Origin of the sequence: Bacteroides sp. PHL 2737 (assembly GCF_004115325.2) — a bacterium.
In the GTDB taxonomy this organism is placed as follows: Bacteria; Bacteroidota; Bacteroidia; order Bacteroidales; family Bacteroidaceae; genus Bacteroides; species Bacteroides hominis.
Window position 1 is genome coordinate 4,941,268 of record NZ_CP040630.1, and the last position, 25,104, is coordinate 4,966,371.

Here is a 25,104-nt window from a genome sequence, read left to right on the forward strand (position 1 = left end):
TATGAAAAAGAAAGCCTTCTTCCTACTTTTGCTATTGCTTATTCCGCTGCCCTCCATACTTTCACAAGAAATAGCATTGAGAACCAATGCCCTCTCCTGGGCAACCACCACTGTAAACCTGGGAGCTGAATTCAAAATCTCACCTCGGCTAACTGCAGGAACAGATATCATGTATAAAGGGTGGACTTTTTTATCCGACAATCGTAAAATGGGTGGTTTCTTAGTTCAACCGGAAATCAAATATTGGTTTTGCATCCCTTTCTATAAACACTTTATGGGACTTCATGCCCATTATGGCCAGTACAATGGAGGATTCAGTAAATATCGCTATCAGGGAGATTTATACAGGATCGGGATATCTTATGGCTACCAATGGATCTGGAAAAAACGATGGAACATTGAAGTGTCCGCCGGAATAGGATATGCATCTATAAATTATGATAAATATGAACGTCCCAAATGTGGATTATTCCTTGGACAAGACCATTCCAACTACTTCGGATTAACCAAGCTCGGATTCAGTCTTATTTATATACTCAAATAGCAAGTACTTTCCATAAATAATTTCATAGTTCTCTAAAAATCTAATGTTAAAAAGTAAGCGGATTGTCTGTGACGGATAATCCGCTTTTTATTCATTCATCCAGCAAAGCTTTTTTGAAATCATCAATCTTATGCCGTGCCTCAACAGGCATTTCCGGATAATGCAAATCAAGTTCACCCATGCGTTCACAAAGAATCCGCCCCACAGCATAACGCATGAACCATTTATTATCAGCCGGAATCACATACCACGGTGCATCTTCCGTCGAAGTATGAGTCAGCATATCCGAATAAGCCTTCATATAATCATCCCAATAGCTACGCTCTTTCAAATCGGAAGTAGAAAATTTCCAGTTCTTTGCCTCATCTTCCAGCCGTGCCAAAAAGCGTCTCTTCTGTTCATCTTTCGAAACATTCAGGAAGAATTTGATAACAATCGTACCATTCTCCGTCAGATAGCGTTCATAATCATTTATCTGACGATAGCGCTTTTTCCAGAATTTCGGAGTGACATCTTCCAAACTGGTGACACCCGGCAACTTATTAGACAAAATAATCTCAGGATGTACCTTGGCAATCAACACATCCTCATACTGCGAACGATTGAATATACCGATACGCCCTCTTTCCGGCAGGCATCTGTTGATACGCCAAAGATAATCATGGTCGAGTTCTTCGGCTGATGGTTGTTTGAAAGAGTATACCTGACAACCCTGCGGATTGATACCGGACATTACATGTTTAATTGTTCCGTCCTTTCCGGCAGCATCCATTGCCTGAAAAATGACGAGGACCGAATATCGGTCCTGTGCATACAGTTTCCCCTGCAAAGCAGAAAGTTTCTCAATATCTTCAGCCAGTAATGCCCCAGCTTCCTGTTTGGTCAAATCGCCTGTAAAGTGAGTATCAAATTCCGAAACGGTATGTTCCGCTCCGGGAGTAGCCAACAGCCTTTTCAAGATTTCTTTTTTCATTTCGCCAATCTGTTTATTATCTTCTTCGGACGTTATTTAGCTAATCACTAACCAATTCGATAATTGAAGTACTTTCCTGAAATCTTCTGGATGAATAGGCCATTGAGAAAGCGATATAGACCAACAGGGCAAGAGCAGTGACAACCAGCAACGTCCTGATTAGAATGAAATGCTGTCTTTGTTTTAACTCGTTTGTATCCATTTCTGATCCTTTCTTTTTAGAGTGCAACCTTTTACAGTGACACCTGTTATAATCCGGTAATAAAGATACAAAGAATCGGGCAAAAAAGTTTCATCCGATTAGCTAATTAAACCAAAGGAGGCTTAAATTCTATTCTTTACCTCCTGACTTTAAATTCTGCAACGAACGGACAGCTTCCCTAAACCCTTTTAACCGGTCACTGGTCTTATGATAAATAAAATAGTCTCCCAAAAAGCCAGCCAGTATCATCACACACAATGTTGTTCTAAAAAGAGGGTTATGCCATATACAGAAAAAGGCAATTATGACGGGAGTGATTGCCACATACGCAAAAATATATGTCAGATTCATCAACACCTTGTAAGATTGTAACCTCCTGTATTGTTGCTCTACATGTTCTGTTACAGTCTTTAAGGTATATACAATCCGAAACATGAGACTTTGCATAACCAAAAGCCATATCACCATTCCCAGCAAATACCATGAAATCCAGTCGGGAGCTACATTTCTCCAAAAGGTATAACATACCACACCCAGAAAGATACCTAAGACACCGAAACCGATCTTTTCCACACGCAATTGTTGCTGCAAATAGGTTTCTTTCTTTGACTGTATCATATCTATAATTATCTGGCGGTTGAGCAATTCATTTTTCTCCACCTGTTCGGAGAGTTCCATCCATTTTTGTTTTAATTCATCCAGTTCCATATTTGTTTTTTATTGGTTCGACATCTTCTTTAATTTCTCTTTGATCCGGTGTAACCTTACAGCCACAGTATTCCGGTTACTTCCGGTGATGGCTGCTATTTCTTCATAACTATTTTCATCCAGCCACAATAAGACAAACATTCGTTCATATTTATCCAGTTGACGTATTAACCGATACATTTCCTTCAACGACTCATAGCGCAAACAATCATCATACACTCCGAGTTCCATACTCAACGGCACATAATCCAATGCTTTCTTTTTTCGTAAATCCGAAATACAAGTATTCAAAGCTACACGATATATCCACGTAGACAACTTGCTTTCATTCCTGAATCCCGGATAAGAGCACCATAAGTTTACTACTACTTCCTGATAGAGGTCGTTCAAATCTTCCTGGTTGGAAGTATACATAAAACAAACTTTATATATAAGAGCTTTGTGTAAAGTCAACAGGTTTATAAAATCCTTTTCTATTTCCATGTTTCTTGTCTCTTTTAATCCATTAGTCGGTAAAAGAAGAAAATAGTTTCAGAGAAAAGAGAAATAAATTAAGATACATTACTTGCTTCCTCTCATACAGAAAATGGTTCTTCTTCAAATTTGGTGGTAAATTCTTTATTTCTTTATTTTCAAGTTGATAATTGTCCTTTTTGCTTGCTTTAATAAGAAAAAACAGACACCGGCTGAATAAGATAACGCAAGTTTCGGAAGTGAATTTGCGCCGTCCGGACCGGTATCTTCATCCTTATACCTTTCTTCAATTAACATTGTTAACGCCTTTTGCAGTTTGTCAGATTCTTGTGCGCAAATAACGAGTCTTTTGCATTTAAAGAACTTGTTATTCACATCCAAAGAACAAGCTTTAACTCTGTGTTAAAACAAAGCTTTTGAGGATAGAAATCTTACTTTTTAAAGATATTGATTTTCAGATGGTTTATTTTAAAATTTGCTTCTTCACCTCATGGATGGACTCTTCGGGGGAAAGCCGGGATACTTGCTTTTTTGTCAACTATAAACGAGGGCTTACACTTCCGAAAACGGAATTAAATTCCATGAGTAAAAGAAAACTTACCACCAAATTTGAAGAAGAACTCAGAAAATGCATTTCGATCTTCGATCTTCCATCTTCCACCCTTCATTTAAGAGGATTTATTCGTTATAAAGTCCTAATAAACAAGAAAATGACATTAATTACTTATCTCTTTGTATCATATAAAGCATTTTATTCTCCTTAGTATATTAAGCAAAAATGGTTTGAGTATTATCCTGTCCTGGGTACACAAACCCATGGAACCTCGTACCCGGGCTGAGATAAAGACATCGAAAAGAACAGTAATATTCTTATTTACAATGCATTATAAGCAGCACAAAATCGAGTTGTTTTATTAATAATCCGCATGTAGAAAAGGAGGTCCAAAAAATCTCATCAGCCTAAGAACTGATCAAGTAGTCACCGGATACTAAGTAACTAACTATCTGTCCATACACGCTATCTCAATGGCTTGTTCTTTATATTTCTTGGTTGTATTGAGCAGCGAACTGCCTACATAAAACAAAAACACCAGACTGACAATGGTCATCAATGTTCCTATCATGGCGAAACGACTTTTCTGCTGTAATTCTTCTCTACTCATAAGGCTTTTCTCTTTTAATTTTGACAGGACAAAGATAGCGGCAAGAATTTACGTTCTTTTTACAGGCTTGTGACAACATTGTTTAATCTCTCAACTTCTTCACCCAACCGGGAATAATTATAGCACCTATCAGCAAATACATGTAATAGGTAATAATCCGCCAAACGAAAGCAACAACCAAAGCCATGCCTGCCACATCAAAAAAATCGGTATAATATTCACGAAACATATATTCGCTCACTCCGCTGCCGCCGGGAGTAGGGCTGATAGTCATAACTACCCATAGAATCAGCTGACGTACAAAGGCCAACAGTTGGCTGCCCGAAGTGGTAAAGGCTATCAGCAAAGCATTGACTACCAGATAACGTGAAATCCAAGCCAAGCAAGTAATCCCAAAAGCTTTCAACCAAAAGGTAAAAGACTTCTGACTCATCTCTCTGGAACTTAATACCAGATTGTCCGTAAGTGTCTCGATGGCCTTGTGCCAACGTCGGAGCAGTGGCAAGCGGAAAATAGTGAGTAACAAACGTTTTACCCATTCCGGACGCCGGAACAAAGCAAGATACAACAGGAAAGTCCAGATCGTAACGACCCCATAAATCAGGAAAAACAGAATCTCAATTCCTGACGATAATATAGCCACATTACCAAACAAATCATCAAACGAAAATAAGAGTAAAACCAGCGGGCAGCCCAATACAAGAAACAATTCATCCAAAAACAGGCAGGAGATAGTCAAAGCTGTACTGCGTCCGGCATTAATGCCTTCTTTATTCAAAAATAACACAATCAGACTACTCCCTCCCACTGCAGAGGGAGTCACTGCCGATGTGAATTCACAAAGCATATTTACCCGAAATGCCTGACGCCAAGTCAATTCCCTGTCAGTAATAAAGCGGAAACGCCACATCAACCCACCGTCTCGCCCAAACATAAAAAGTATGGCAAGTAGCAATCCGCCTACCAGACGCCAGGAGAAATGAATATCACTGAAAAGTTCCGGATTGAACTCCCGGTAGAACAGCCACCCTACCACTGACAGCCCTATCAGGACGGGAAGCAGGATATAGCCGGCTTTAAAGGTTTTAATAGAATCTGACATGATTAAAAGAATTGGGATATTACAAGTTACCGGTTTTCTTTCCGTTTTATCAACCGGCTATAACGGTCGTACACCTCCTCGGTGACATCTTCCCACGAACGGGCAATGGTTCGCGACGCCTCCTCTCCCACTTGTCTGATCACGGCAGGGGCCTGCAATATTTCACGTATCCGACCGGCATAGGCATCCGTACTATTAAAACTCAGAAAACCATTTACCGAATCGGAAATAATTTCCGAAGCAGTCGAATCTTTGATAAGTATCGAAGGAGTGCCCAGAGCGGCAGCTTCACGCACTACCAACGGGGCATTATCATATAAAGAAGGAAAAAGAAAAAGATCGGTAGCCACATAATAGCGTTTCAAGACTTCACGCTCTACAATACTACCGACAAAAGTCACTTTGGAAGATAATCCCAACCCCGCCACTTTTTGTTTCAATTCATCATTTGCATAACCTGAACCTACAAAGTACATCCGGAAAGGAACATCCGGTAATAGTGCAAGTGCATCGAGCAAAAAGCCCAAATTCTTTTCCCAAATATGCTGACCGACAAAAAGAAACATAAACTCCCCGGAGCAGAGTCCCAGTTCGCGACGTGCCTCCCGCCGCATGGACTCCAATGAAGGGACACCCGCAAAATCATTTCCGTTATCCACCACTTCCACCCTACCTTTATACCCATACTCCCGCAAAGTTTCTTCTACGGCAGCCTGCGGAATCCACACTTCGTCGGCAGCTTCGTAAAAACGAATCACCTTTCGTATCAGATAGTCTACCAACAGACGGGAAGGAATGGCCCTCTCAAAATCCGCCCGGTACTTGGAGTGAAACGTAGCTACAACCGGAACATGTTGTTCTCTGGCAATCTGCATGGCCAGTGCTCCCGAAGAAAAAGGACAATGCGCATGTACCAGTTCAAATGAAAGCCGGCTGATACGCTCGTGAAAAGGCCAGTCGATGCGCGGAAAACCTAATCTGTAAGGCTTTCTCATAGGAATGGGAATGGATGAATACCGGTAAACCGGGTATTCTTCCGCATCTCTCGCATCAGGCGACTTAGGAGTCACTACACAAACATTCCCCGTCTTCTTATGCAGCCAGTAGGCATAGTTCTGTGTAGTAAGTGATACCCCATCCATGATCGGAGGGAAACAATCGTTAAAAAGACCTATCATTGCATTCCATTATCTGTTTGCAAAGAAACAGCTTACGTATTACAATTGTTTGACGGACTTGTGACGAGAATGTTTTTCTTCTAAATCATTCACTTTCGATCGTCGGCATATCCCCATTATCATCAGCAGACTTATCCACTAATTGATGCATCTTTTCCCAATAATCAACCGCATCTCTCCGTTTAACCTTGTCCATATGAGCCGAAGGGTCAAAAACAAAAGAAAGCTTAAAATCAGAACTGACAACCCGATTCTCTAATAGATAGAAAATGATATACTTGTTACGCTTACTATTCTCTTTGATCCTGATTCGGGGACACTTAATAGATTCATCGTAATAGTGCACAATGCGTTCGGTTATTCCCGATTCCAGACGGCATAAAGACAATGCATCACAGATGGTCTCCATCTGCCGAACGGTTTTCAAATTCTCAAAATCACTATTATGGTTCTCCCCGTAATATGAATCAGCATCAACCGCAACCGAGATCGTAGTATGGTTGTCAATTATAAATCCTTCTAACAGAAGAGCGATGTTTAGATTATCCCCGGACTCTCCCAGCATCCGAAGTGAATCGCGTGTTTGCTCCTTTTGTCTACTGAAGTCCAATACTTTACGAAGCCGTTCATCTATTGCCGGATGATCCGGACTGGCATATCCATACTTGAAACAAGGAACCTCGGGCTCTACCTGAAAATCGTTTATACGCCAGAGACGAAACCACGAATTGTTATTATAAAACATCTTTTGTGGCACACCCAGTTCGTCGAACATTTCTACCGTATCATATTCATCGACAGTTCCTGCTTGATACTTGCGAATCTTCGAAATAATACCGTTTTCGTGATGGTCTACTTCCACACGACGCAAAGAATCACTCTTGTAAAATAAATAAATGGTGGTATGATCCCGATCGTAACAAAAGGCATTTTTGCAGTCAGCCAGTAAACCTACCACAGTGGGTTTATACCGTTTGTGAAGCAGAATATCGGCACTCCCGTCAGGGATGTCCCCCAATCGCATATCCATAAGGACATTATTGCACGGTTGCTCGGCACTTCCTCCAACGTAATGCCCATATTTGTTGAAATAGCGCACACCGACAACCCGGGCAGGGAAAGGAGAAAGGCGCATCTTATAATCATAAAACAGTGTTTTATCCGCATTATATTGGGGTCCTGCCCAGTATAAATCATTGACTCCACCCATTTCTCGCATATTTGCAAGCATAACATAACCCAATAGCAACACAGCACACAAAGTTGCAGGAATCTTTGCAATGCCCAGTACAACAGAGAAATTGCATACAGTCGGGCGCCACAAACAGCCACACCCGAAAGCAATGGCAAAAAATAGAACTACTTTCAAAGTTCCGTGAACAATTTTAGGATCGGCAGCCATCTGGCACGAAGTCAGCAACATATAGGTCAACAGCCCATACACACACAACGACCCTATCGCCCAATATAAATGGTCCAAACCTTTCAGTCCAAATATAAAACTACAGGCTATAAACAGGAGAAACGGCAACGTCGGAATGCACCATAATATTGATACCAGGACAAGTGCCCCTAAATCAAAACCGGAAATCACATAACATAAGAGCATCAGAACCAATACCGCTCCCAAAATCCAAATCATTGTCAACAGATACGCATTCATTCTCTTCATTTTTCTTCTTTTTCTTTGAATGTATTCTACTCAATCATAGCCCATGACATAGAGAATACCTATTCCCTTATTCCCAAGTTCGCCATAATCGTCGGACCGTATTCAATACTATCACGACATACGGTTCCACAAATATATAGATTAATAGACAATCATTCACCCGAATATATCAGTAACTTCATTCACAGGCTCTCTTTTGAATACCTCACAGATACTCTTTCATTATTCAGAACTTAATTTCCGATCCATCGGCATCTCACTTATTTAGGATAACGACAGGTAGCTTCTTGAAACGAATAAATTAAATCTAAGCCTCTTGTTTACAGCCTTCTTTCTCTATTCTTTACTATCTTTCGGTTTTATTCCTTATCTTTGTCACCAAAACAATTAATCAAGGTCATTCTATGAAGTTCAAATCAACCTTTATGCTTGCATGGTTAGGACTCGGTCTTTGCACATCCTGCACTCCCGAAACTCCGACAGCACCCCAAGACTACACTCAGTACGTAAATACCTTTATCGGAGCAGCCGACAACGGTCACACCTTCCCGGGTGCCTGCCTGCCCTTCGGACTGATACAGGCAAGCCCGGAAACCAATGCCATCGGATGGCAGTATTGCTCAGGATACAATTATCAGGATTCACTGATCTGGGGCTTCTCTCAAACTCACCTCAATGGCACAGGATGTATGGATCTGGGCGACCTCCTTGTAATGCCTGTCACCGGACAAAGAGTACGGGATGACTACAAAAGCGGTTTCTCTAAAAAGACAGAAAGCGCAACACCGGGATACTACACTGTAGAACTCGATAAATATAAAGTAAAAGCAGAACTGACCGCAACAGATCATGTAGCACTGCATCGTTACACTTATCAGAATGCCGATTCAGCCTCACTGTTACTCGACCTTCAACACGGATTGGTATGGAATCCCCAACAATATAAATCGCACGTAAAAGCTTGCGAAATCAATTGGGAAGATGCTCAAACACTGACAGGACACGTGCGCAGCAGCGTATGGGTGAATCAGGATTTATACTTTGTAATGAAGTTCAGCAAGCCGGTGACCGATTCCATCTCCCTGCCAATGGAAGAAACTGAAAAAGGAAAACGTCTGTTAATGAGTTTCGACATGAAGCCGGACGAACAACTGCTGATGAAAGTAGCCATTTCTACAGTCGGTGTAGACGGTGCCCGTAAGAATATGGATCAAGAGTTGGCAGACTGGGATTTCGACGGTACAAGACAGAAAGCCAAGGACATCTGGAACAGTTACCTGAGCCGTATCGAAGTGACAGGTACTCCGGACGAATTGGAGAATTTTTATACCAGCTTCTATCATGCACTGATACAGCCTAATAATATTGCCGATGTAGACGGAAGATACCGTAACGCCAAAGACTCGGTAGTAAAATCAGCATCAGGAGTCTATTACTCTACCTTCTCGATCTGGGATACCTACCGCGCTGCCCACCCCTTCTATACATTGGCCGTACCCGAACGAGTAGACGGTTTCATCAATTCGATGATCGAACAAAATCAGGCACAAGGCTACTTACCTATCTGGACCTTGTGGGGCAAAGAAACGAATACTATGATCGGCAACCACTCTGTTTCGGTTATTGCCGAAGCTTATAAGAAGGGCTTCCGTGGCTTTGATGCCGAGAAAGCATTCGATGCCATCAAACAGACACTGACTGTTTCGCATCCGAAATCGGACTGGGAAACTTATATGAAATATGGTTATTATCCGACAGACAAGGTAGATGCCGAATCGGTTTCACGTACACTTGAATCGGTTTACGATGACTACGCCGCAGCTACAATGGCAGAGTTAATGGGTAAAAAGGAAGATGCGGAATACTTCAGTAAACGTTCACAATTCTATAAGAACCTGTTCGACAAGGAAACACAGTTTATGCGCCCGCGCTATGCCGACGGACGCTGGAAAACTCCTTTCAATCCCAGCGATCTGGCACATGCCGAAAGCCGCGGAGGCGATTATACTGAAGGAAATGCCTGGCAATACACCTGGCATGTTCAGCACGATGTACCGGGATTGATCGAATTATTCGGTGGTAAAGGGCCTTTCCTCAACAAACTGGATTCATTGTTCACTATCAAACTGGAAGGAAGCGGACTGGCAGACGTTACCGGACTGATCGGACAATATGCCCACGGCAACGAACCAAGCCACCATGTCACCTTCCTGTATGCTTTGGCCGGCAAGCCGGAACGCACTCAGGAGTTGATACGTGAAATCTTTGATACCCAATACAAAAACAAGCCCGATGGTCTCTGTGGAAACGACGACTGCGGACAGATGTCAGCCTGGTATATGTTCAATGCTATGGGATTCTATCCGGTCGATCCGGTGAGCGGGCATTATATATTCGGTGCTCCGCAGATGCCGAAAATAGTACTTCACCTGCCGGATGGAAAAACGTTCACAGTCATTGCCGAAAATTTGTCGAAAGAACATAAGTACATCGACAGCATCACACTGAATGGTGAACTTTATACCAAAAACTATATCTCCCACGAAGACATCGTGAAGGGTGGTACGCTGGTATATAAAATGAAATAACCAATTATAAACTCAAAGAAACAATGGACAAAAAGTTACTGATGATGGCGCTGTTGATGACAACAGGACTTGCCACACAAGCACAAGAGAGGCTGACGCAGTATCAGGTAAGAAATGCCATTACTGTACGCACTCCGATCATGAACGACAGTATCAACCCCAAAGGAGAAAAACACACCGCCAAAGCACTGCTGCAAACGCCGGTAATGCTTGACCTTGCCAATGCACCGACACAAATGCTGTCTGCCGATACAGCAGGCTTGGTCACTTTTGCGAAAGCCGATAAAGACAATCTGCTTTATCTGCTGAAGACTCAGCTACGGGCCGAACGCTTCATGAAAGGCAAACTGAAAGTGACCTCTCCGGTCCGGTGGGAGCTTTTCATCAACGGCGAATCGAAAATGGTGAAAGATGCTGCGGAAGACAGTATCTCCAAAGCAGCAACCAAAGAAATTGCCCTACGCCTGGAACCGGAAATGGATTATGAAATTGCCATTAAACTACTTTCAACCCCGGACGATAAGACTGCGCCTTCACTGAAGTGCGAACTGGTGAAAGATGATAAATTCAAAGAAGTGGCATGTAGCACCGATCCCGATCAGAAACACCGTTTCGCGCTCGACAATACCGTATACGGCAACCGCGCCATTGCTGTTTCCGTATCACCGGACGGGAAATATCTGTTGACCCGCTATTGGGACAATCATTCGTTGAAACGTTCACGCACCTACTGTGAACTGACTGAACTGAAAACAGGAAAAGTACTCCTCACCAATCTGAGGGACGGCATGAGATGGATGCCGAAAAGTAATAAACTGTATTATACGGCAGTGGCATCCGAAGGAAATGACGTCATCACTCTCGATCCCATCACGCTGAAGGAAGAAGTTCTCCTGCAGGGCATTCCCGAGCAAGGTTTCAACTGGTCGCCCAACGAAGACTTCCTGATATACTATCCTCGTGAAGAAGGCGTGAAAGATGATGGGCCGTTGAAACGCATTGTCAGCCCCGCCGACCGTATTCCAAATACACGCGGACGTAGTTTTCTGGCCAGATATGACATTGCCAACGGAACTTCCGAACGACTGACCTACGGCAATCACAGTACGTATATGCAGGATATCTCACCGGACGGCAAATATTTACTTTACAGCAGTTCGAAGGAAAATATCACGCAACGTCCTTTCTCTCTGAGTTCACTGTTCCAAGTGAACCTTGAAACATTGGCTGTCGATACTCTGTTCTTTGAAGACCGTTTCCTCGGAGGAGCCAGCTACTCACCGGACGGCAGACAATTACTGCTCACCGCCAGCCCGGAAGCTTTTGACGGTATCGGCAAGAATTGTGGTAATCATCCGATCGCCAATGATTTCGACTCTCAGGCATTCATCATGGATTTAGCTACCCGCAAGATCGATCCGATCACTAAAGAGTTCAATCCGTCTGTCAACTTCCTGCAATGGAACAAAGGTGACGGGTGCATCTATTTTAGCACCAATGACGAAGATTGCCGGAACATCTATCGCTACTCTCCCAAAGACCGTAAGTTTGAGAAGTTGAATCTGGAGACTGACGTTACCAGTGCATTTGCCCTGTCAGAAAACAATCCGTCGTTGGCTGCTTATATCGGACAAGGATGCTACAATGCAGGAGTTGCTTATGTATACGACCTGAAAAAGAAAACCTCTCGACTGATAGCCGACCCGATGAAGCCTACCCTCGAAAAAATTGAACTGGGTAAAATGGAACCATGGAATTTCACTGCTTCAGATGGCACTGAGATTAAAGGTATGATGTGTTTGCCGCCTTCATTCGATCCTAATAAAAAGTATCCGCTGATTGTGTATTACTATGGAGGAACGACCCCGACAGAACGAGGCATCAGCAATCCGTACTGCGCACAACTGTTTGCCTCACGTGACTACGTGGTATATGTTATCCAGCCGAGCGGAACAATCGGATTCGGACAGGAGTTTTCAGCACGCCATGTCAATGCCTGGGGAAAACGTACTGCCGACGACATCATTGAAGGTACCAAACAGTTCTGTAAAGAACACCCGTTCGTGAATGATAAGAAAATCGGTTGTCTCGGTGCATCTTACGGTGGATTCATGACGCAATATCTCCAGACTCAGACGGATATTTTCGCCGCCGCAGTTTCACATGCCGGTATCAGCAATGTGACCAGTTATTGGGGTGAAGGCTATTGGGGATACGGTTATAATGCCATAGCCGCCGCAGACAGTTATCCCTGGAACAATCCGGAACTGTTCACCAAACAAGGCTCGCTCTTCAACGCCGATAAGATCAACACTCCACTCTTACTGCTGCACGGCACCGTAGATACCAATGTACCTATCGGTGAAAGCATCCAGCTATTCAATGCCCTGAAAATATTGGGTAAAACAGTAGAGTTCATCACTGTAGATGGAGAAAACCACTTCATTGCCGACTATCCGAAACGCGTGCAATGGCATAACAGTATTATGGCATGGTTTGCCCGCTGGTTGCAGGATAGTCCTCAGTGGTGGGAAGATATGTATCCGGAACGTCATTTATAAAACATATTCCACTGAAAAAGACAGGGAGAGCACTGATTTATTATGAAGTTAATCTGAAAACAGTTAAAACTCTGTGATCTTTATGGCGGTAGAATCCGATGAAAACAGCAATCATCAATCCAATCAATATTGGCGTTGAAAAGACTTATAAAAAAGAACGGGGCCTTTGGTTTTAAACCAAGGTCCCGTTCCTTTTATCTCCCTACCTTTTTTACGCCAACAGTCCCCGGTTTTAAAAAGGTAAGGGCATTTTCCTTATTTTGTTAAAACGCCAATCAGTTCTTCAGCAGTAACCATTTGCTGTTCACCGCTTTCCATATTTTTCAGCATAGCTTTTCCCTCATTCATTTCATTCTCACCTACGATAGCAACGAAAGGAATGTTCTTAACATTTGCATAACTCATCTGTTTCTTCATTTTCGCAGCGTCGGGAAATATCTCGGCACGAATACCGGCTGCGCGGGCCTTAGCCAGAATACCCATAGAAAAAGCAGCTTCTTTCTCACCGAAGTTAATAAACAGAAGCTGAGTTCCATTAACAGCCTCCTTCGGATACAGTTCCAACTGGTTGAGCACATCGAAAATACGGTCGGCACCAAACGAAATACCTACGCCCGATACTCCTGCCATACCGAATACACCAGTCAGGTTATCGTAACGACCTCCACCGGTGATACTGCCAATCTGCACATCAAGCGCCTTTACCTCAAAAATAGCACCTGTATAGTAATTCAATCCACGTGCCAATGTCAAGTCAAGCTCTATTTCGTTTTTCAGTCCCATCGTTTGAAGGGTATTCAAAATAAACTCACTCTCTTCCACTCCCTTCAAACCTGTTTCGCTACCGGAAAGTACAGTCTTCAGTGTAGCCAACTTCTCAGCATTGGTTCCACTCAGAAGAATGATAGGTTGCAGTTTGGCAATAGCCTCATCACTAATCCCTTTCTCAGCCAATTCTTTATTCACATTTTCCAAACCGATTTTATCCAGTTTGTCGATAGCTACAGTTATATCCACAATCTTATCCGCCTCTCCGATGATCTCGGCAATACCGGTCAGTATCTTGCGATTATTGATTTTTATGCAGACACGGATACCGAAACGGGTAAACACCGTATCTACTATCTGCATCAATTCTACCTCGTTCAGCAGTGAATCACTACCGACCACATCGGCATCGCATTGGTAAAATTCACGATAACGTCCTTTCTGCGGACGGTCAGCACGCCAGACTGGTTGAATCTGATAACGCTTGAAGGGAAAAGTTATTTCATCACGGTGCATTACCACGTAACGGGCAAAGGGTACGGTAAGGTCATAACGCAACCCTTTTTCACAAAATTTACTGGCCAGTTTAGCGGCGTTACGGCTTAATAGCTCTTCGTCTGTAATACCCGAAAAGTAATCACCTGAATTCTGTATTTTAAAAAGTAATTTGTCACCCTCTTCACCGTATTTTCCCATCAGGGTAGAAAGCATCTCCATCGAAGGAGTCTCAATCTGCTGGAAACCATACAGATGATATACGTCACGAATTGTATTGAATATGTAGTTACGTTTCGCCATCTCTACGGGCGAAAAATCACGGGTTCCTTTAGGTATACCTGGTTTTGCTGCCATTGTTTTAACTGTTTTATTGAATTGAGTTGCAAAGTTAGATGAAATAATTGATTATTAAAACAGAAACCACAGACTTTCTGTGAATCTGTAAGCAAATGTATTCGGTGTCCGGTTCCGTTAAGACTGTTCATTTTCGGACAATACTTTTTAATGCCATTCTGCTCAATAAGAGATATTTATTAATTTGGTATACCATTTGCTTTCTGAAAGACAAAGAAATCACATTATCTAACAGGAATCATATGAAAACAGTTTTTTTGATCATTACAATGTTATGCCTTGGACTACCGGGAATGGCACAAAACAACGAAAAAAAAGAATTTGAGAGAAAGTACAGCGCACTCACTCAGGAAGTAGCAAACGCCCGCAAACAGAAAGATTACAAAAAGGCCGAGAAATTAAATTGGGAGAAACTGAAGTTGTATCAAGGATTGCCTCAACAACTTCAGGAAAAAGCAAAAAATATAACAGGACTGGTTTATTACGACCTTGCTTGCTATCAGGCACTTCAGGGAAAGAAAAAGGCAGCCCTGAAAAACTTTGAGAAGGCTTTCAACTCCGGATGGAATGATTACAACCATGCTAAAGGTGACAGTGACATCGACAATTTACGTAAAGAGAAGAAGTATCTGGAAGTAATGGCTAAAATGCGTCTGGACAGTGACTATCTGTATATTCTGCAACAAGCCGGAGGATACAACAGAACTGAAACAAAACCGATATGTTATAATGAATCAGTAACTGACACTCTACCCCGCTTCACCTACATGAATCCTAACGACAGTAATCTGGTACAGTTACGGAAACATTTCAACCTGGATAGTATCGCCGGAAGCGGAGACGAAATCTCCAAAATCAAAAACCTTCTCTACTGGGTTCACAACATAGTTCCACATGATGGCAATTCACGTAATCCGGAAGAGCGGAACACAATAGCCATGGTAGAACTTTGCAAAAAGGAGAACAGGGGCGTAAACTGCCGGATGATGGCACAAATGCTGAACGAGTGCTATCTGGCTATGGGATTCAAATCCCGTTTCATCACCTGTATGCCCAAAGTGATGATCAATGATTGCCACGTCATCAATGCGGTCTACTCCAACACCCTCAACAAATGGTTATGGATGGACCCGACATTCAACGCTTATGTAACAGATGAAAAAGGAAACCTTCTGGGCATTGGTGAAGTGCGCGAACGCCTCCGCAACAATCAACCCGTTGTACTAAACGAAGACGCAAACTGGAATAATAAAAATAAGCAGACCAAAGAGTATTATCTGGATTACTATATGGCCAAGAACCTGTATTACGTAACTTGCCCTCTGCAAAGCGAATATAACGCAGAAACAAACTATCCGGGCAAAAAGTGGTCGATGTATATCTCGTTAGTTCCGGAAGGATACAGTACCAATGGAAAGCCCGGTGCCACCGCCTACGACTCACATAATGACTCTTACTTCTGGCAATCGCCTTATCAAGAATAACTTACGGAAATACGAACAAACACAATATGATGATAGTGCCGTTTACAGTTTGTACACAATACATACTGTAAACGGCACACAAACAGAAAGCTCCGCAAACATATAGAAAGTTTGCGAAGCTTTTCTTTTTATTCCGTATGGGAAGGAGAGATTAATCCCGGCGTCCCATAAATATCATAATGTAGTAAATCAGCGTAGCCAACGAGCCCAACGCAGCAACAACATAAGTGTATGCAGCCGAACGGAGAGCGTCTTCCGCTTTGGCATGATTATACGAGTTAGTAATTCCCGATGCACTGAGCCATACCAATGCACGTTTGCTCGCATCAATCTCTACCGGAAGTGTGATAAAACTGAACAAGGTGGTCAAAGCAAACAGGATAATGCCGGCAAGCAATAACTGCGGGAACGAATTCAGTAACAAAATACCGGCAAGCAATAACCACGTCATCCACTGTGAAGCGAAAGAAACCACCGGCACCAGCTTACTGCGGAGCGTCAACGGCGCATAAGCCCGTGCATGCTGAACAGCGTGTCCGCATTCGTGAGCAGCCACGGCAGCAGCCATGATGCTATTACTTTCATAAACTCCTTCACTCAGGTTCACTGTCTTATTGGCAGGATTATAATGATCGGTCAACTGTCCGGGAGTGTGAGTCACCTGAACATCGTAAATACCGTTGTCATGCAACATTTTAATAGCTACGTCGCGTCCTGTCATGCCGTTTCCTGTGGGTATCTTGGAGTATTTCTTGAACTTGTTTTGCAGGTTCATCTGCACCAGCCAGCTAACGAGAGCGATGCCAATAAAAATAATCCATTGAATTCCTATTACCATATTCTTTCTTAATTAAATTGTTATGATAGCTAATATACAAATAGCTTGCCAAAAATAAACAAAAGCGACGGAGAGGAGATTTCCCACACATCGCTTTTATGAAGAATTAGCTAAAAATTAGTCAATTGTAAGTTCCACCACGTAATCTACATCCGTCGGAACTTTAGCGAGTTCCAGTACAATTCCTTCTTTATTCTTTGTGAAGCGTACCGGCGTTTTGTCAGCAAAGACCACTGCCTTTTTCACTTTCTTATCAACGATAGGCAAGAATAAAGCCTTGTCCTGCAAATTAAGAATATGCACATAGAGTTTATTGCCTTTCTGAGTCGTTACTCCCCAATCGTGAGGAGCTACCAGACCACCTCTCGTTCCATAAATGGTTTCACCATACTTTGACATCCAGTCTCCCACCTCTTTCAAACGCTGAACAGCCACTTCCGGAAGTTCTCCATCGGGCTGCGGACCTATATTCATCAACAGATTGGCATCCTTACCGGCAGCCTTCACCAGATAATGAATCAAAGTTTTAGTTGATTTATAGTTCTGGTCTGTAATCTTATATCCCCACATGCCATTCATCGTCTCACATGTTTCAAGAGGCAGATGGCTGACACTCTGTCCGGAAAGTCCTGCGGTATTCTCTCCCGGAAGGTCACGTTCGAATATCTGAATATCCTCCCCTGCAAAAGGTACCTGATGATGATTATTACCAACCAGACAAGACGGCTGCAAACGATGGATCAATGCGTATTGTTCCGGAAGTTCCCAGTCGAAATCGGGATTGATATCCTGATCCCACCAACCATCGAACCAAATGGCTCCGATCGGACCATAATTAGTCAACAACTCTGTCAACTGATTATTCATAAACTGATAATAGCTCTTCCAGTCCCCTTTCGGATTGGGACGTCCGGTTCCGCGTCCGGTTCTTCCCTGAGGAGCGTCTTCACGATACCAGTCTATATGTGAATAGTAGAAATGCAGTTTGATGCCATGTTTGGCACATGCATCAGCCAGTTCCTTTACCACATCACGTTTAAAAGGAGTGGCTTTTACAATATTATAATCGGAATACTTGGTATCGAACATCGAGAAACCTTCATGGTGACGGGTAGTGAAACAGATATACTTGGCACCGGAGGCTTTGATAGCCGCCACCCATTTATCTGCATCAAATTTAGAGGGATAGAATCCTCCGGCCAGTTTGGCATACTCTTTATAATTCAAATTATGGTTCGTCATCGTCCACTCGCCGGTAGCAAGCATGGCATAGAGTCCCCAGTGAAGGAAGATTCCGAACTTATTGTCCTGAAATTCACTCCGGGCTTTCAGGTTAGCCTCTGTCGGTTGGTAATTTTGTTGCGCTGTCAGGGAAGCAGTCATTCCCAATAGCAAGAGAAAAGTAATAAAATGCTTCTTCATAAGTATTATAATAAAGGCCTCACCTCGCCCCTCTCTACTTTAGAGAGGGAAGAAGAAAGGCCTCGTTTTGAATTAATTCTTCTATAAAAGTCTACTTCTTCCTCCTTTTAAAAAAGAAGGATACAGGTGAGGCTTCTTATTCTTCAGTATATCTTTCAATAGTCTGCTCGCGGTCGGGACCTACAGAAACAATTTTGATTTGTACGCCCAGCTGTTCTTCAAGGAAGGAGAGATAAGCATTGAACTCTTCAGGAAATTCATCTTCGCTCTGCATCTTTGTCATGTCTGTCTGCCATCCCGGAAGTTCCACGTAGATTGGTTCCACTTCGTCGGTAATGTCATAAGGGAAGTAATCGATCTCTTCACCATTCATCTTATAGGCCACACAAGCTTTGATCGTCTCGAAAGTATCGAGTACGTCACTCTTCATCATAATCAGTTTGGTGACACCATTGATCATGATTGAATATTTCAGTGCAACAAGATCCACCCATCCGCAACGACGTTTACGTCCCGTCACCGAGCCAAATTCGTGACCAAGCGTACAGATCTGATCGCCAGTTTTATCGAACAACTCTGTGGGGAACGGACCCGAACCTACACGTGTACAATAAGCTTTAAAAATACCATATACATCGCCGATCTTATTCGGAGCAACGCCCAAACCGGTGCATGCACCTGCACATACGGTATTCGAAGAAGTCACGAACGGATACGAACCAAAGTCAATATCCAGCATAGTTCCCTGAGCACCTTCACAAAGCACGGATTTTCCGGCATCGAGCAAACCGTTTATTTCATGTTCGCTGTCTACCAACTGGAACTGTTTCAGGTATTCGATACCTTCAAACCAGGCTTTTTCAAGTTCAGTCAGGTCGTATTCATAATTCAGACCTTTCAGGATTTGTTCGTGGCGAGCCTTTGCTGCAGCATATTTTTGTTCGAAGTTATGCAGGATATCCCCCACACGGACACCGTTACGGCTTACTTTATCCGTATAAGTCGGACCGATACCTTTTCCGGTAGTTCCTACCTTAGCATCACCTTTGGCAGCTTCATAGGCAGCATCCAGTATACGGTGCGTAGGCAAAATGAGGTGCGCTTTCTTCGAAATATGCAGTCTCTCCTTCAAGTTGTGTCCCGATGCTTCCAGCGCTTCTGCTTCCGCTTTGAACAAAGCCGGATCGAGCACTACACCGTTACCGATGATATTTACTTTATCTCCCTGGAAAATACCCGAAGGGATAGAGCGAAGCACGTACTTCTGTCCTTCGAACTCAAGTGTATGACCGGCATTCGGTCCACCCTGGAAACGTGCAACTACATCATATCTCGGAGTTAAGACGTCGACTACTTTTCCTTTACCTTCGTCGCCCCATTGCAATCCTAATAGAACATCTACTTTCATTTTTCTTTTTTATTGTTATTATTTACTCTTTTTCTCTTGTTGGCCCTGTCGCATTTGCTACATATACCGTATATATATAAGGAATAATGCGAAAGTTGAAACTTACTTAGTTTGGTATTTTCAATCGCGTTCTGTAAAGCTTCATTCTGAAACTCTGTGACCCTACCGCACTGCGTACATATCTGGTGATGGTGTGTCTCGCGATTATATGATTTTTCGTATTGGGAGGAAGTGCCGAACTGGTGTTTTATCACCAGACGTGCATTGATAAGTAAGATGATGGTATTATACAGTGTAGCCCTACTCACCCGGAAATTTTCCTGGTTCATCATCTGCGAATAAAGCATATCGATATCGAAATGCCCGTCAATGGAGTATATGGTATCCAGTATCGCATAACGTTCAGGAGTCTTGCGATGTCCATTCGCATTTAGATATTCGGTGAATATCTGCCGTACCGTATCTTTCACATTTTGAGTTTCCATATCGGCGCTATTTTAGCGCCAACAAAGTTAATTGTTTTTTGCGGAAAGCAAAAATATATCTGTAAATTTGCACCCAATCACTAAAAAAATGTTTTATGACAAGAGTCCCCTTCACGCAAAATTATCGCTGGCACTTGCCTCTATTACTTCTTGTGTTCTGCTGTTCTTTCTTTATAAACAATGGCGCAATCTTTGCAGACATCATGGAATCAAGAAACATTGTCACTGCACGCGAAATGGTATACGACCATAACTGGCTGGTGCCTACCATGAACGGAGAGCTGCGACTGGAGAAGCCTCCACTTCCCACATGGATTGCTGCCGTGGTAGAAGTGATTTCGCCGGATAATCTTCCCTTGCAACGAGCCATGGCCGGACTTGCGGCCGTCATGTTAGTACTCTTTTTCTATAAGTTTGCTACGAAACTGACCGGTAACCGAACCTATGCCCTGGTATCTTCCCTGATCTTGTGCACCTCTTATAATATCATTCTGATGGGACGTACAGCTACCTGGGACATTTATTGCCACGCATTCATGATGGGAGCTATTTATTATCTTTATCTTGCTTTGCGGCAAACTGCCTGCAAGTGGCCTCTTTTCATTGCCGCAGGCGTTTTTATGGGATTATCTTTCCTTGGCAAAGGGCCCGTATCTTTCTATGCCCTGCTTCTCCCGTTCATTTGTGCCTACCTCTTATTCTATCGCAGGGAAACAAGAATGAAAGGGAAATGGACCGCACTCTTCACCATGATCTTTATTTGCATCGTGCTCAGCACATGGTGGTATGCCTACACATACATCTGCCACCAGGAGATGGCATCCTATGTATTCCACAAAGAGTCTTCTTCCTGGAGTAACCACAACGTACGTTCCTGGTATTATTACTGGCAGTTTTTCCTGGAAACAGGAGTATGGTCGCTGCTGACACTGACAGCACTGATAGTACCCTTCTGGAAAAAGCGGGTCGAAGCATCCAAAGAGTACATGTTCTGCCTGAGCTGGATGTTACTGATCCTTTTCTTCCTGTCGTTGCTCCCGGAAAAGAAGACACGCTATCTGCTTCCTATCTTATTGCCGGCCGCACTGACCATGGGATACTTATTTGTATATTGGATTCAACAGGCTAAACAGAAAATGCCGCACCTGAAAGACAGAGTGATTTACCGGATAAATGCTTATTTGATTGTAGTGGCTACATTGGCCCTTCCCGTTGCTCTCTACCTCTTCATGTACCGGGAAGGACGGATAGGTACAGGGATGTTCATATGGTTGGCTGTATTATTCCTGACAGTAGCAGTTTGGCTATTCAGCTCTGCGCTCAAGCTCCGGCCTTTCTCTTTCCTGATGGGAGTCGTAGCGCTATTTGCTGTTGCCGAGTTGTTTGTAATGCCTTATATCGGAAGTTTTGTGAGTAACTCAGATCCCAAAAGCATCAGCGCTACCCAAGAAAACCCGGAGCTAAAAGCTCTGCCATTCTATCACAGCAAAGACGAAGTGCTACGCATCGAGTTGGTATACGAAGCACATAAGAAGATCGGAGACATGGATTTAACCAATAAAGAAGAGATTACAAAAGCCCTGCCGTTTGTTCTGATCTCACAGAAACCGGCGGAACAACTGATTCCGGATTCCATCCGAAAGAATTTAAGTCTTCGCTTTATCGACTGTTATGACAACAATCGCTGGGCAAAAGGGCACAAAAGATATGATAGCGTATTTATCAGCAATGTGACAATAGTCGACGAACGATAAAGACGGACGATGAAAAGGTGTCGAGACTTCACCGCAGAGGGCACAGAGTGACACTGAGTGAGTTTTAAGTCATTGATTATCGATGTTGATAATCCGTGAAAACCTGCGTAATCTGTGGTGAAGTTTCGACACAACCTTATCGTTAATCGCTAATTTCCTCTCTCACCATCGTATACAGCATCTGTTCCGCTTCTTTATCAGAGTTGGCCATGCCTTCTACCAGGCGACATACCTGGAAAGCATGTTCTTCACTATGCTGCATATACTTACGGATAGCAAGCATTGCCGCATTACGGACATGATAACTTCCCGATTGTACGGCACAAATCGCCTGATCGAGCAATTCACCCGCAGGGCGTTCGGCCATATCTCCCTTTTTCATCAACAGACGGGCTATGGTAAGGAAGCCACAAACTTGTGTATATTCCGCCTCATCCGCAATCCACTGGAAAGTTTTCGCCGGGGCATAAGGCAGGTTTTGAAACAGATTCATACACGTAAGTTCTGCTATCTCAATATTGCGGATATCCTCTACCCAGATATCAGCTATCTCGGGAAAGAAGGTATCTATCGGCTGCAATAAACCTGCCAGAATCTTACACTCGCGGATATTCTCTTTCCACAAGGCTTGTGCCAAGTCATGGTTCTTCTCATAAGCAGCGGCGATGCTCTTGATACGGGGCAACTCAACACCAAAGTTCAGTTTATAGTCCAGCCCCTTCTCACGCATGCTTTGTGACACAACTCCGTTCATAGAGAGACGGAGCTGTGTTTTAATATCTTTCAATTGTTCTTTTACATCCATGGGTTAATCGTTTACAGAAGGCAGTGGCGAATAGTCCCTGCTATAACGCAGCATCTGCTCGGCATAGCCTTCATCATAGGTTACTTTTACATCAATTATATTTCCTTTCTCGTCGGTTACCGCATCGTATCTTGGATTCACGAATCCTTTATAAGGCGCCAGGTTCAGTTTCTTATAGCGGGCCAATACTTCGGAGTGAAGTTCGGGGTCTACTTTTACGGCATAGGTTTCTACCAGCGAACGGGCTGCTGCAAAGTCTCCGGTCGACTTGATGCGCTGTATCTCGGCCAGCAATTCGCCAAAGAGATGGCGAAGTTTCTGATAGTCGTTCACCACGACGTAAGTCTTACCGTCTTTCTGCACCATCTCCACCACCTTATCGGCCTTACCCTTCTCAAACACCCAACGGGCAATGAGCTGGCGGTTGCGCATGTGAGCCTCTTCAACACTGTTGCCCGGCTCGATACGCACCAACTGGGTCATCAGGCCATTCATCAGATAGGTATAGTATTCGGCCTTGTAAGCCTCTTCAGCCGGCACCAAGCCCAATTCCAGCAATTTAGGATCGGCTACATAGTAAAGTCCGAACAGATCGGCACGTGCCTCCTCTATTGTAGAGCCATAGGCTTTCAAGGCATCCGGATCAACTCCCGGAAGTAATTTTCCGGAACCGTGACCCAGGCATTCGTGCAAGTCGGTATGCAATTCTCCTGTCAGATCACCATATTTATCGATCAGTTGCTTTTCTGTATCACTGTACACAAACTCTTCGTTGAATCCGTTTCCATGAGCCGCTTTGTTATAAGCGTCGGTGATATTCCCGATAGTGACCGACTTGGAGCCATGATGGCTGCGAATCCAGTTAGAGTTAGGCAAGTTGATTCCGATGGCCGTCGCCGGATATAAGTCTCCGCCAAGAATGGCAGCAGTAATCACTTTGGCAGTCACCCCTTTCACCTTTTCTTTCTTAAATTGCTTGTCCACTGGGGAATGATCTTCGAACCATTGGGCATTGCCGCTTATCAGTTCAGTACGGCGCGTAGCCTCCAGGTCTTTAAAGTTCACGATGGACTCCCAGCTGGCCTTCATCCCGAGCGGATCACCGTATGTTTCAGTAAATCCGTTCGTAAAGTCAATGCGTGAATTCAGATCTTTCACCCAAAGGATGGCATATTCGTCAAACGTCTTCAGGTCACCGGTCTCGTAGTATTCAATCAGCTTGCCGATGGCAGCCTTCTGAGCTTCGTCTTCTGCCACCCCTTCAGCTTTCTTCAGCCAATACACAATCTTTTCGATGGCCTGTGTATAAAGCCCTCCTACTTTCCATACCTTCTCGACGATCTTTCCGTTCTCTTTAACCAGACGGCTGTTCAGTCCGTAAGAGACAGGGGTTTCATCTTTGGGGTCCTTCATCGCATTATAGAAATCCTCAGCTTCCTGCTGGGTGACTCCGTCATAGTAATTGCTGGCCGAAGTCAGCACCAAGTCTTCGCCGTCCGCCTGATTCACTCGTTTAGGCATCACCTTCGGATCAAAAATAACGGGTGACAGCTCCTCAAACAGTTGTTCTACCGTCTGTCCTTGAGCCAACGGCAGCCCGGAAGCATCTACACTGAACAATGCTTGTTTCAGAAACTCCGGCGTAAAGCCCGGAACAAATTTCTCCGAACCATAATGGTGATGAATACCGTTTGAGAACCATACGCGTTTCAGATAGGTGGTCAGATTCACGAAGTCCGGGCTGTTTCTGTCACCGGCATAATCCTTATAGATCGTCTCAAGCGCCCGACGGATGGTAAGATTGTACTTTCCGTTCTGATCAAACAGAATATCTCTTCCTTCCAACGCAGCCTGAGTCAGATAATAAACCAACTCTTTCTGTTTGAGAGTTAAATTCTCAAATCCGGGTACGCGATAGCGTAATATCTGTAAATCTGCAAATTGTTCCACTGTATATTTAAAATTATCTGCCGCAGCAGGGTTTGTTTTTTCGGCTCTGCCGCAAGCAGTCAGTAAGATTGCGGCCGCAGCCATTGAAATAAAATGTTTCTTCATACCTTTAGACGTTGAGGTTATAAAACATAAAAAGGAAATACCTCAAAGCCGTACCCTGAGATAATTCC

The 25,104-nt window shown here is 43.6% G+C and carries 21 protein-coding genes; 5 read left to right on the forward strand and 16 right to left on the reverse strand.

The annotated features are described in order from the left end of the window. The first annotated feature begins 1 nt into the window (after nt 1). On the forward strand, nt 2-544 hold the full coding sequence (locus tag DBK98_RS20435; protein WP_005807828.1) for a DUF3575 domain-containing protein: 543 nt from the start codon (nt 2-4) through the stop codon (nt 542-544). 91 nt (nt 545-635) lie between these two features. On the opposite strand, the gene DBK98_RS20440 is transcribed toward DBK98_RS20435, so the two are convergent. From DBK98_RS20440 to DBK98_RS20475, 9 genes are all read right to left on the reverse strand, one after another. Beyond that, nucleotides 636-1,517, reverse strand: a complete 882-nt coding sequence (locus DBK98_RS20440; RefSeq protein ID WP_005780815.1) for a polyphosphate kinase 2 family protein — start codon at nt 1,515-1,517, stop codon at nt 636-638. A gap of 40 nt (nt 1,518-1,557) precedes the next feature. Next, complete coding sequence (locus DBK98_RS20445; RefSeq protein WP_005780817.1) at nt 1,558-1,719, reverse strand: hypothetical protein; 162 nt, start codon at nt 1,717-1,719, stop codon at nt 1,558-1,560. A gap of 129 nt (nt 1,720-1,848) precedes the next feature. After that, nucleotides 1,849-2,427, reverse strand: a complete 579-nt coding sequence (locus DBK98_RS20450; protein ID WP_005780818.1) for a hypothetical protein — start codon at nt 2,425-2,427, stop codon at nt 1,849-1,851. Nucleotides 2,428-2,436: 9 nt separating this feature from the next. Then, nucleotides 2,437-2,910 (reverse strand): sigma-70 family RNA polymerase sigma factor, encoded by a 474-nt coding sequence (locus DBK98_RS20455; protein ID WP_005780820.1) that lies wholly within the window; start codon nt 2,908-2,910, stop codon nt 2,437-2,439. Nucleotides 2,911-3,045: 135 nt separating this feature from the next. Further along, nucleotides 3,046-3,276, reverse strand: coding sequence for a hypothetical protein (locus DBK98_RS23435; protein ID WP_032542965.1), 231 nt, complete (start codon nt 3,274-3,276; stop codon nt 3,046-3,048). Between the two features lie 626 nt (nt 3,277-3,902). Then, complete coding sequence (locus tag DBK98_RS20460) at nt 3,903-4,064, reverse strand: hypothetical protein (RefSeq protein ID WP_005780825.1); 162 nt, start codon at nt 4,062-4,064, stop codon at nt 3,903-3,905. 82 nt (nt 4,065-4,146) lie between these two features. Further along, nucleotides 4,147-5,166: a lysylphosphatidylglycerol synthase transmembrane domain-containing protein gene (locus tag DBK98_RS20465; protein ID WP_032535613.1), complete on the reverse strand. Its 1,020-nt coding sequence runs from the start codon at nt 5,164-5,166 to the stop codon at nt 4,147-4,149. 26 nt (nt 5,167-5,192) lie between these two features. Then, on the reverse strand, nt 5,193-6,344 hold the full coding sequence (locus tag DBK98_RS20470; protein ID WP_005807832.1) for a glycosyltransferase: 1,152 nt from the start codon (nt 6,342-6,344) through the stop codon (nt 5,193-5,195). 85 nt (nt 6,345-6,429) lie between these two features. Beyond that, the gene (locus DBK98_RS20475) at nt 6,430-8,016 is read right to left on the reverse strand and encodes a hypothetical protein (RefSeq protein WP_032530711.1); all 1,587 of its coding nucleotides are present in this window, start codon (nt 8,014-8,016) and stop codon (nt 6,430-6,432) included. Between the two features lie 404 nt (nt 8,017-8,420). Here DBK98_RS20475 and DBK98_RS20480 point away from each other — a divergent pair, with 404 nt between their 5' ends. Together DBK98_RS20480 and DBK98_RS20485 are read left to right on the forward strand one after the other, a co-directional pair. Continuing rightward, nucleotides 8,421-10,604, forward strand: a complete 2,184-nt coding sequence (locus DBK98_RS20480) for a GH92 family glycosyl hydrolase (RefSeq protein ID WP_032535612.1) — start codon at nt 8,421-8,423, stop codon at nt 10,602-10,604. Nucleotides 10,605-10,627: 23 nt separating this feature from the next. Continuing rightward, nucleotides 10,628-13,165, forward strand: a complete 2,538-nt coding sequence (locus DBK98_RS20485; RefSeq protein WP_032535611.1) for a S9 family peptidase — start codon at nt 10,628-10,630, stop codon at nt 13,163-13,165. A 255-nt stretch (nt 13,166-13,420) separates the two neighbouring features. On the opposite strand, the gene hisS is transcribed toward DBK98_RS20485, so the two are convergent. Beyond that, nucleotides 13,421-14,785 carry a histidine--tRNA ligase gene (hisS, locus tag DBK98_RS20490; protein WP_005780834.1) on the reverse strand — a complete coding sequence of 455 codons (1,365 nt, stop codon included), beginning with the start codon at nt 14,783-14,785 and terminating at the stop codon, nt 13,421-13,423. Between the two features lie 95 nt (nt 14,786-14,880). Here hisS and DBK98_RS20495 point away from each other — a divergent pair, with 95 nt between their 5' ends. Beyond that, nucleotides 14,881-16,269, forward strand: a complete 1,389-nt coding sequence (locus tag DBK98_RS20495; RefSeq protein ID WP_032535610.1) for a transglutaminase domain-containing protein — start codon at nt 14,881-14,883, stop codon at nt 16,267-16,269. 151 nt (nt 16,270-16,420) lie between these two features. Here the strand turns inward: DBK98_RS20495 and DBK98_RS20500 are convergent, their stop codons facing one another. The 4 genes from DBK98_RS20500 to DBK98_RS20515 all read right to left on the reverse strand — a co-directional run bounded on the left by DBK98_RS20500 (nt 16,421) and on the right by DBK98_RS20515 (nt 20,422). Next, complete coding sequence (locus DBK98_RS20500; protein ID WP_005780840.1) at nt 16,421-17,107, reverse strand: zinc metallopeptidase; 687 nt, start codon at nt 17,105-17,107, stop codon at nt 16,421-16,423. Nucleotides 17,108-17,224: 117 nt separating this feature from the next. Further along, nucleotides 17,225-18,529 (reverse strand): alpha-L-fucosidase, encoded by a 1,305-nt coding sequence (locus tag DBK98_RS20505; RefSeq protein WP_005807843.1) that lies wholly within the window; start codon nt 18,527-18,529, stop codon nt 17,225-17,227. A gap of 136 nt (nt 18,530-18,665) precedes the next feature. Next, complete coding sequence (locus DBK98_RS20510; RefSeq protein ID WP_005780843.1) at nt 18,666-19,937, reverse strand: adenylosuccinate synthase; 1,272 nt, start codon at nt 19,935-19,937, stop codon at nt 18,666-18,668. Beyond that, complete coding sequence (locus tag DBK98_RS20515) at nt 19,934-20,422, reverse strand: Fur family transcriptional regulator (protein WP_005780845.1); 489 nt, start codon at nt 20,420-20,422, stop codon at nt 19,934-19,936. The genes DBK98_RS20510 and DBK98_RS20515 overlap by 4 nt, the downstream gene beginning before the upstream one ends. A 95-nt stretch (nt 20,423-20,517) precedes the next feature. Between DBK98_RS20515 and DBK98_RS20520 the strand changes: the two genes are divergently transcribed. Next, nucleotides 20,518-22,176 (forward strand): glycosyltransferase family 39 protein, encoded by a 1,659-nt coding sequence (locus DBK98_RS20520; protein ID WP_032535609.1) that lies wholly within the window; start codon nt 20,518-20,520, stop codon nt 22,174-22,176. A gap of 142 nt (nt 22,177-22,318) precedes the next feature. On the opposite strand, the gene DBK98_RS20525 is transcribed toward DBK98_RS20520, so the two are convergent. Then, entirely contained in the window at nt 22,319-22,981 is a 663-nt protein-coding gene (locus tag DBK98_RS20525; RefSeq protein ID WP_005780849.1) for a DNA alkylation repair protein, read from the reverse strand. A 3-nt stretch (nt 22,982-22,984) separates the two neighbouring features. Next, complete coding sequence (locus DBK98_RS20530) at nt 22,985-25,036, reverse strand: dihydrofolate reductase (protein ID WP_005807847.1); 2,052 nt, start codon at nt 25,034-25,036, stop codon at nt 22,985-22,987. Between the last annotated feature and the right edge of the window lie 68 nt (nt 25,037-25,104).

Bases quoted from the DNA above. Each gene is read 5' to 3' on its own strand.
- DBK98_RS20435 (WP_005807828.1), top strand. From the start codon at position 2: ATGAAAAAGAAAGCCTTCTTCCTACTTTTGCTATTGCTTATTCCGCTG.
- DBK98_RS20440 (WP_005780815.1), bottom strand. From the start codon at position 1,517: ATGAAAAAAGAAATCTTGAAAAGGCTGTTGGCTACTCCCGGAGCGGAA.
- DBK98_RS20445 (WP_005780817.1), bottom strand. From the start codon at position 1,719: ATGGATACAAACGAGTTAAAACAAAGACAGCATTTCATTCTAATCAGG.
- DBK98_RS20450 (WP_005780818.1), bottom strand. From the start codon at position 2,427: ATGGAACTGGATGAATTAAAACAAAAATGGATGGAACTCTCCGAACAG.
- DBK98_RS20455 (WP_005780820.1), bottom strand. From the start codon at position 2,910: ATGGAAATAGAAAAGGATTTTATAAACCTGTTGACTTTACACAAAGCT.
- DBK98_RS20460 (WP_005780825.1), bottom strand. From the start codon at position 4,064: ATGAGTAGAGAAGAATTACAGCAGAAAAGTCGTTTCGCCATGATAGGA.
- DBK98_RS20465 (WP_032535613.1), bottom strand. From the start codon at position 5,166: ATGTCAGATTCTATTAAAACCTTTAAAGCCGGCTATATCCTGCTTCCC.
- DBK98_RS20470 (WP_005807832.1), bottom strand. From the start codon at position 6,344: ATGATAGGTCTTTTTAACGATTGTTTCCCTCCGATCATGGATGGGGTA.
- DBK98_RS20475 (WP_032530711.1), bottom strand. From the start codon at position 8,016: ATGAAGAGAATGAATGCGTATCTGTTGACAATGATTTGGATTTTGGGA.
- DBK98_RS20480 (WP_032535612.1), top strand. From the start codon at position 8,421: ATGAAGTTCAAATCAACCTTTATGCTTGCATGGTTAGGACTCGGTCTT.
- DBK98_RS20485 (WP_032535611.1), top strand. From the start codon at position 10,628: ATGGACAAAAAGTTACTGATGATGGCGCTGTTGATGACAACAGGACTT.
- hisS (WP_005780834.1), bottom strand. From the start codon at position 14,785: ATGGCAGCAAAACCAGGTATACCTAAAGGAACCCGTGATTTTTCGCCC.
- DBK98_RS20495 (WP_032535610.1), top strand. From the start codon at position 14,881: ATGTATTCGGTGTCCGGTTCCGTTAAGACTGTTCATTTTCGGACAATA.
- DBK98_RS20500 (WP_005780840.1), bottom strand. From the start codon at position 17,107: ATGGTAATAGGAATTCAATGGATTATTTTTATTGGCATCGCTCTCGTT.
- DBK98_RS20505 (WP_005807843.1), bottom strand. From the start codon at position 18,529: ATGAAGAAGCATTTTATTACTTTTCTCTTGCTATTGGGAATGACTGCT.
- DBK98_RS20510 (WP_005780843.1), bottom strand. From the start codon at position 19,937: ATGAAAGTAGATGTTCTATTAGGATTGCAATGGGGCGACGAAGGTAAA.
- DBK98_RS20515 (WP_005780845.1), bottom strand. From the start codon at position 20,422: ATGGAAACTCAAAATGTGAAAGATACGGTACGGCAGATATTCACCGAA.
- DBK98_RS20520 (WP_032535609.1), top strand. From the start codon at position 20,518: ATGACAAGAGTCCCCTTCACGCAAAATTATCGCTGGCACTTGCCTCTA.
- DBK98_RS20525 (WP_005780849.1), bottom strand. From the start codon at position 22,981: ATGGATGTAAAAGAACAATTGAAAGATATTAAAACACAGCTCCGTCTC.
- DBK98_RS20530 (WP_005807847.1), bottom strand. From the start codon at position 25,036: ATGAAGAAACATTTTATTTCAATGGCTGCGGCCGCAATCTTACTGACT.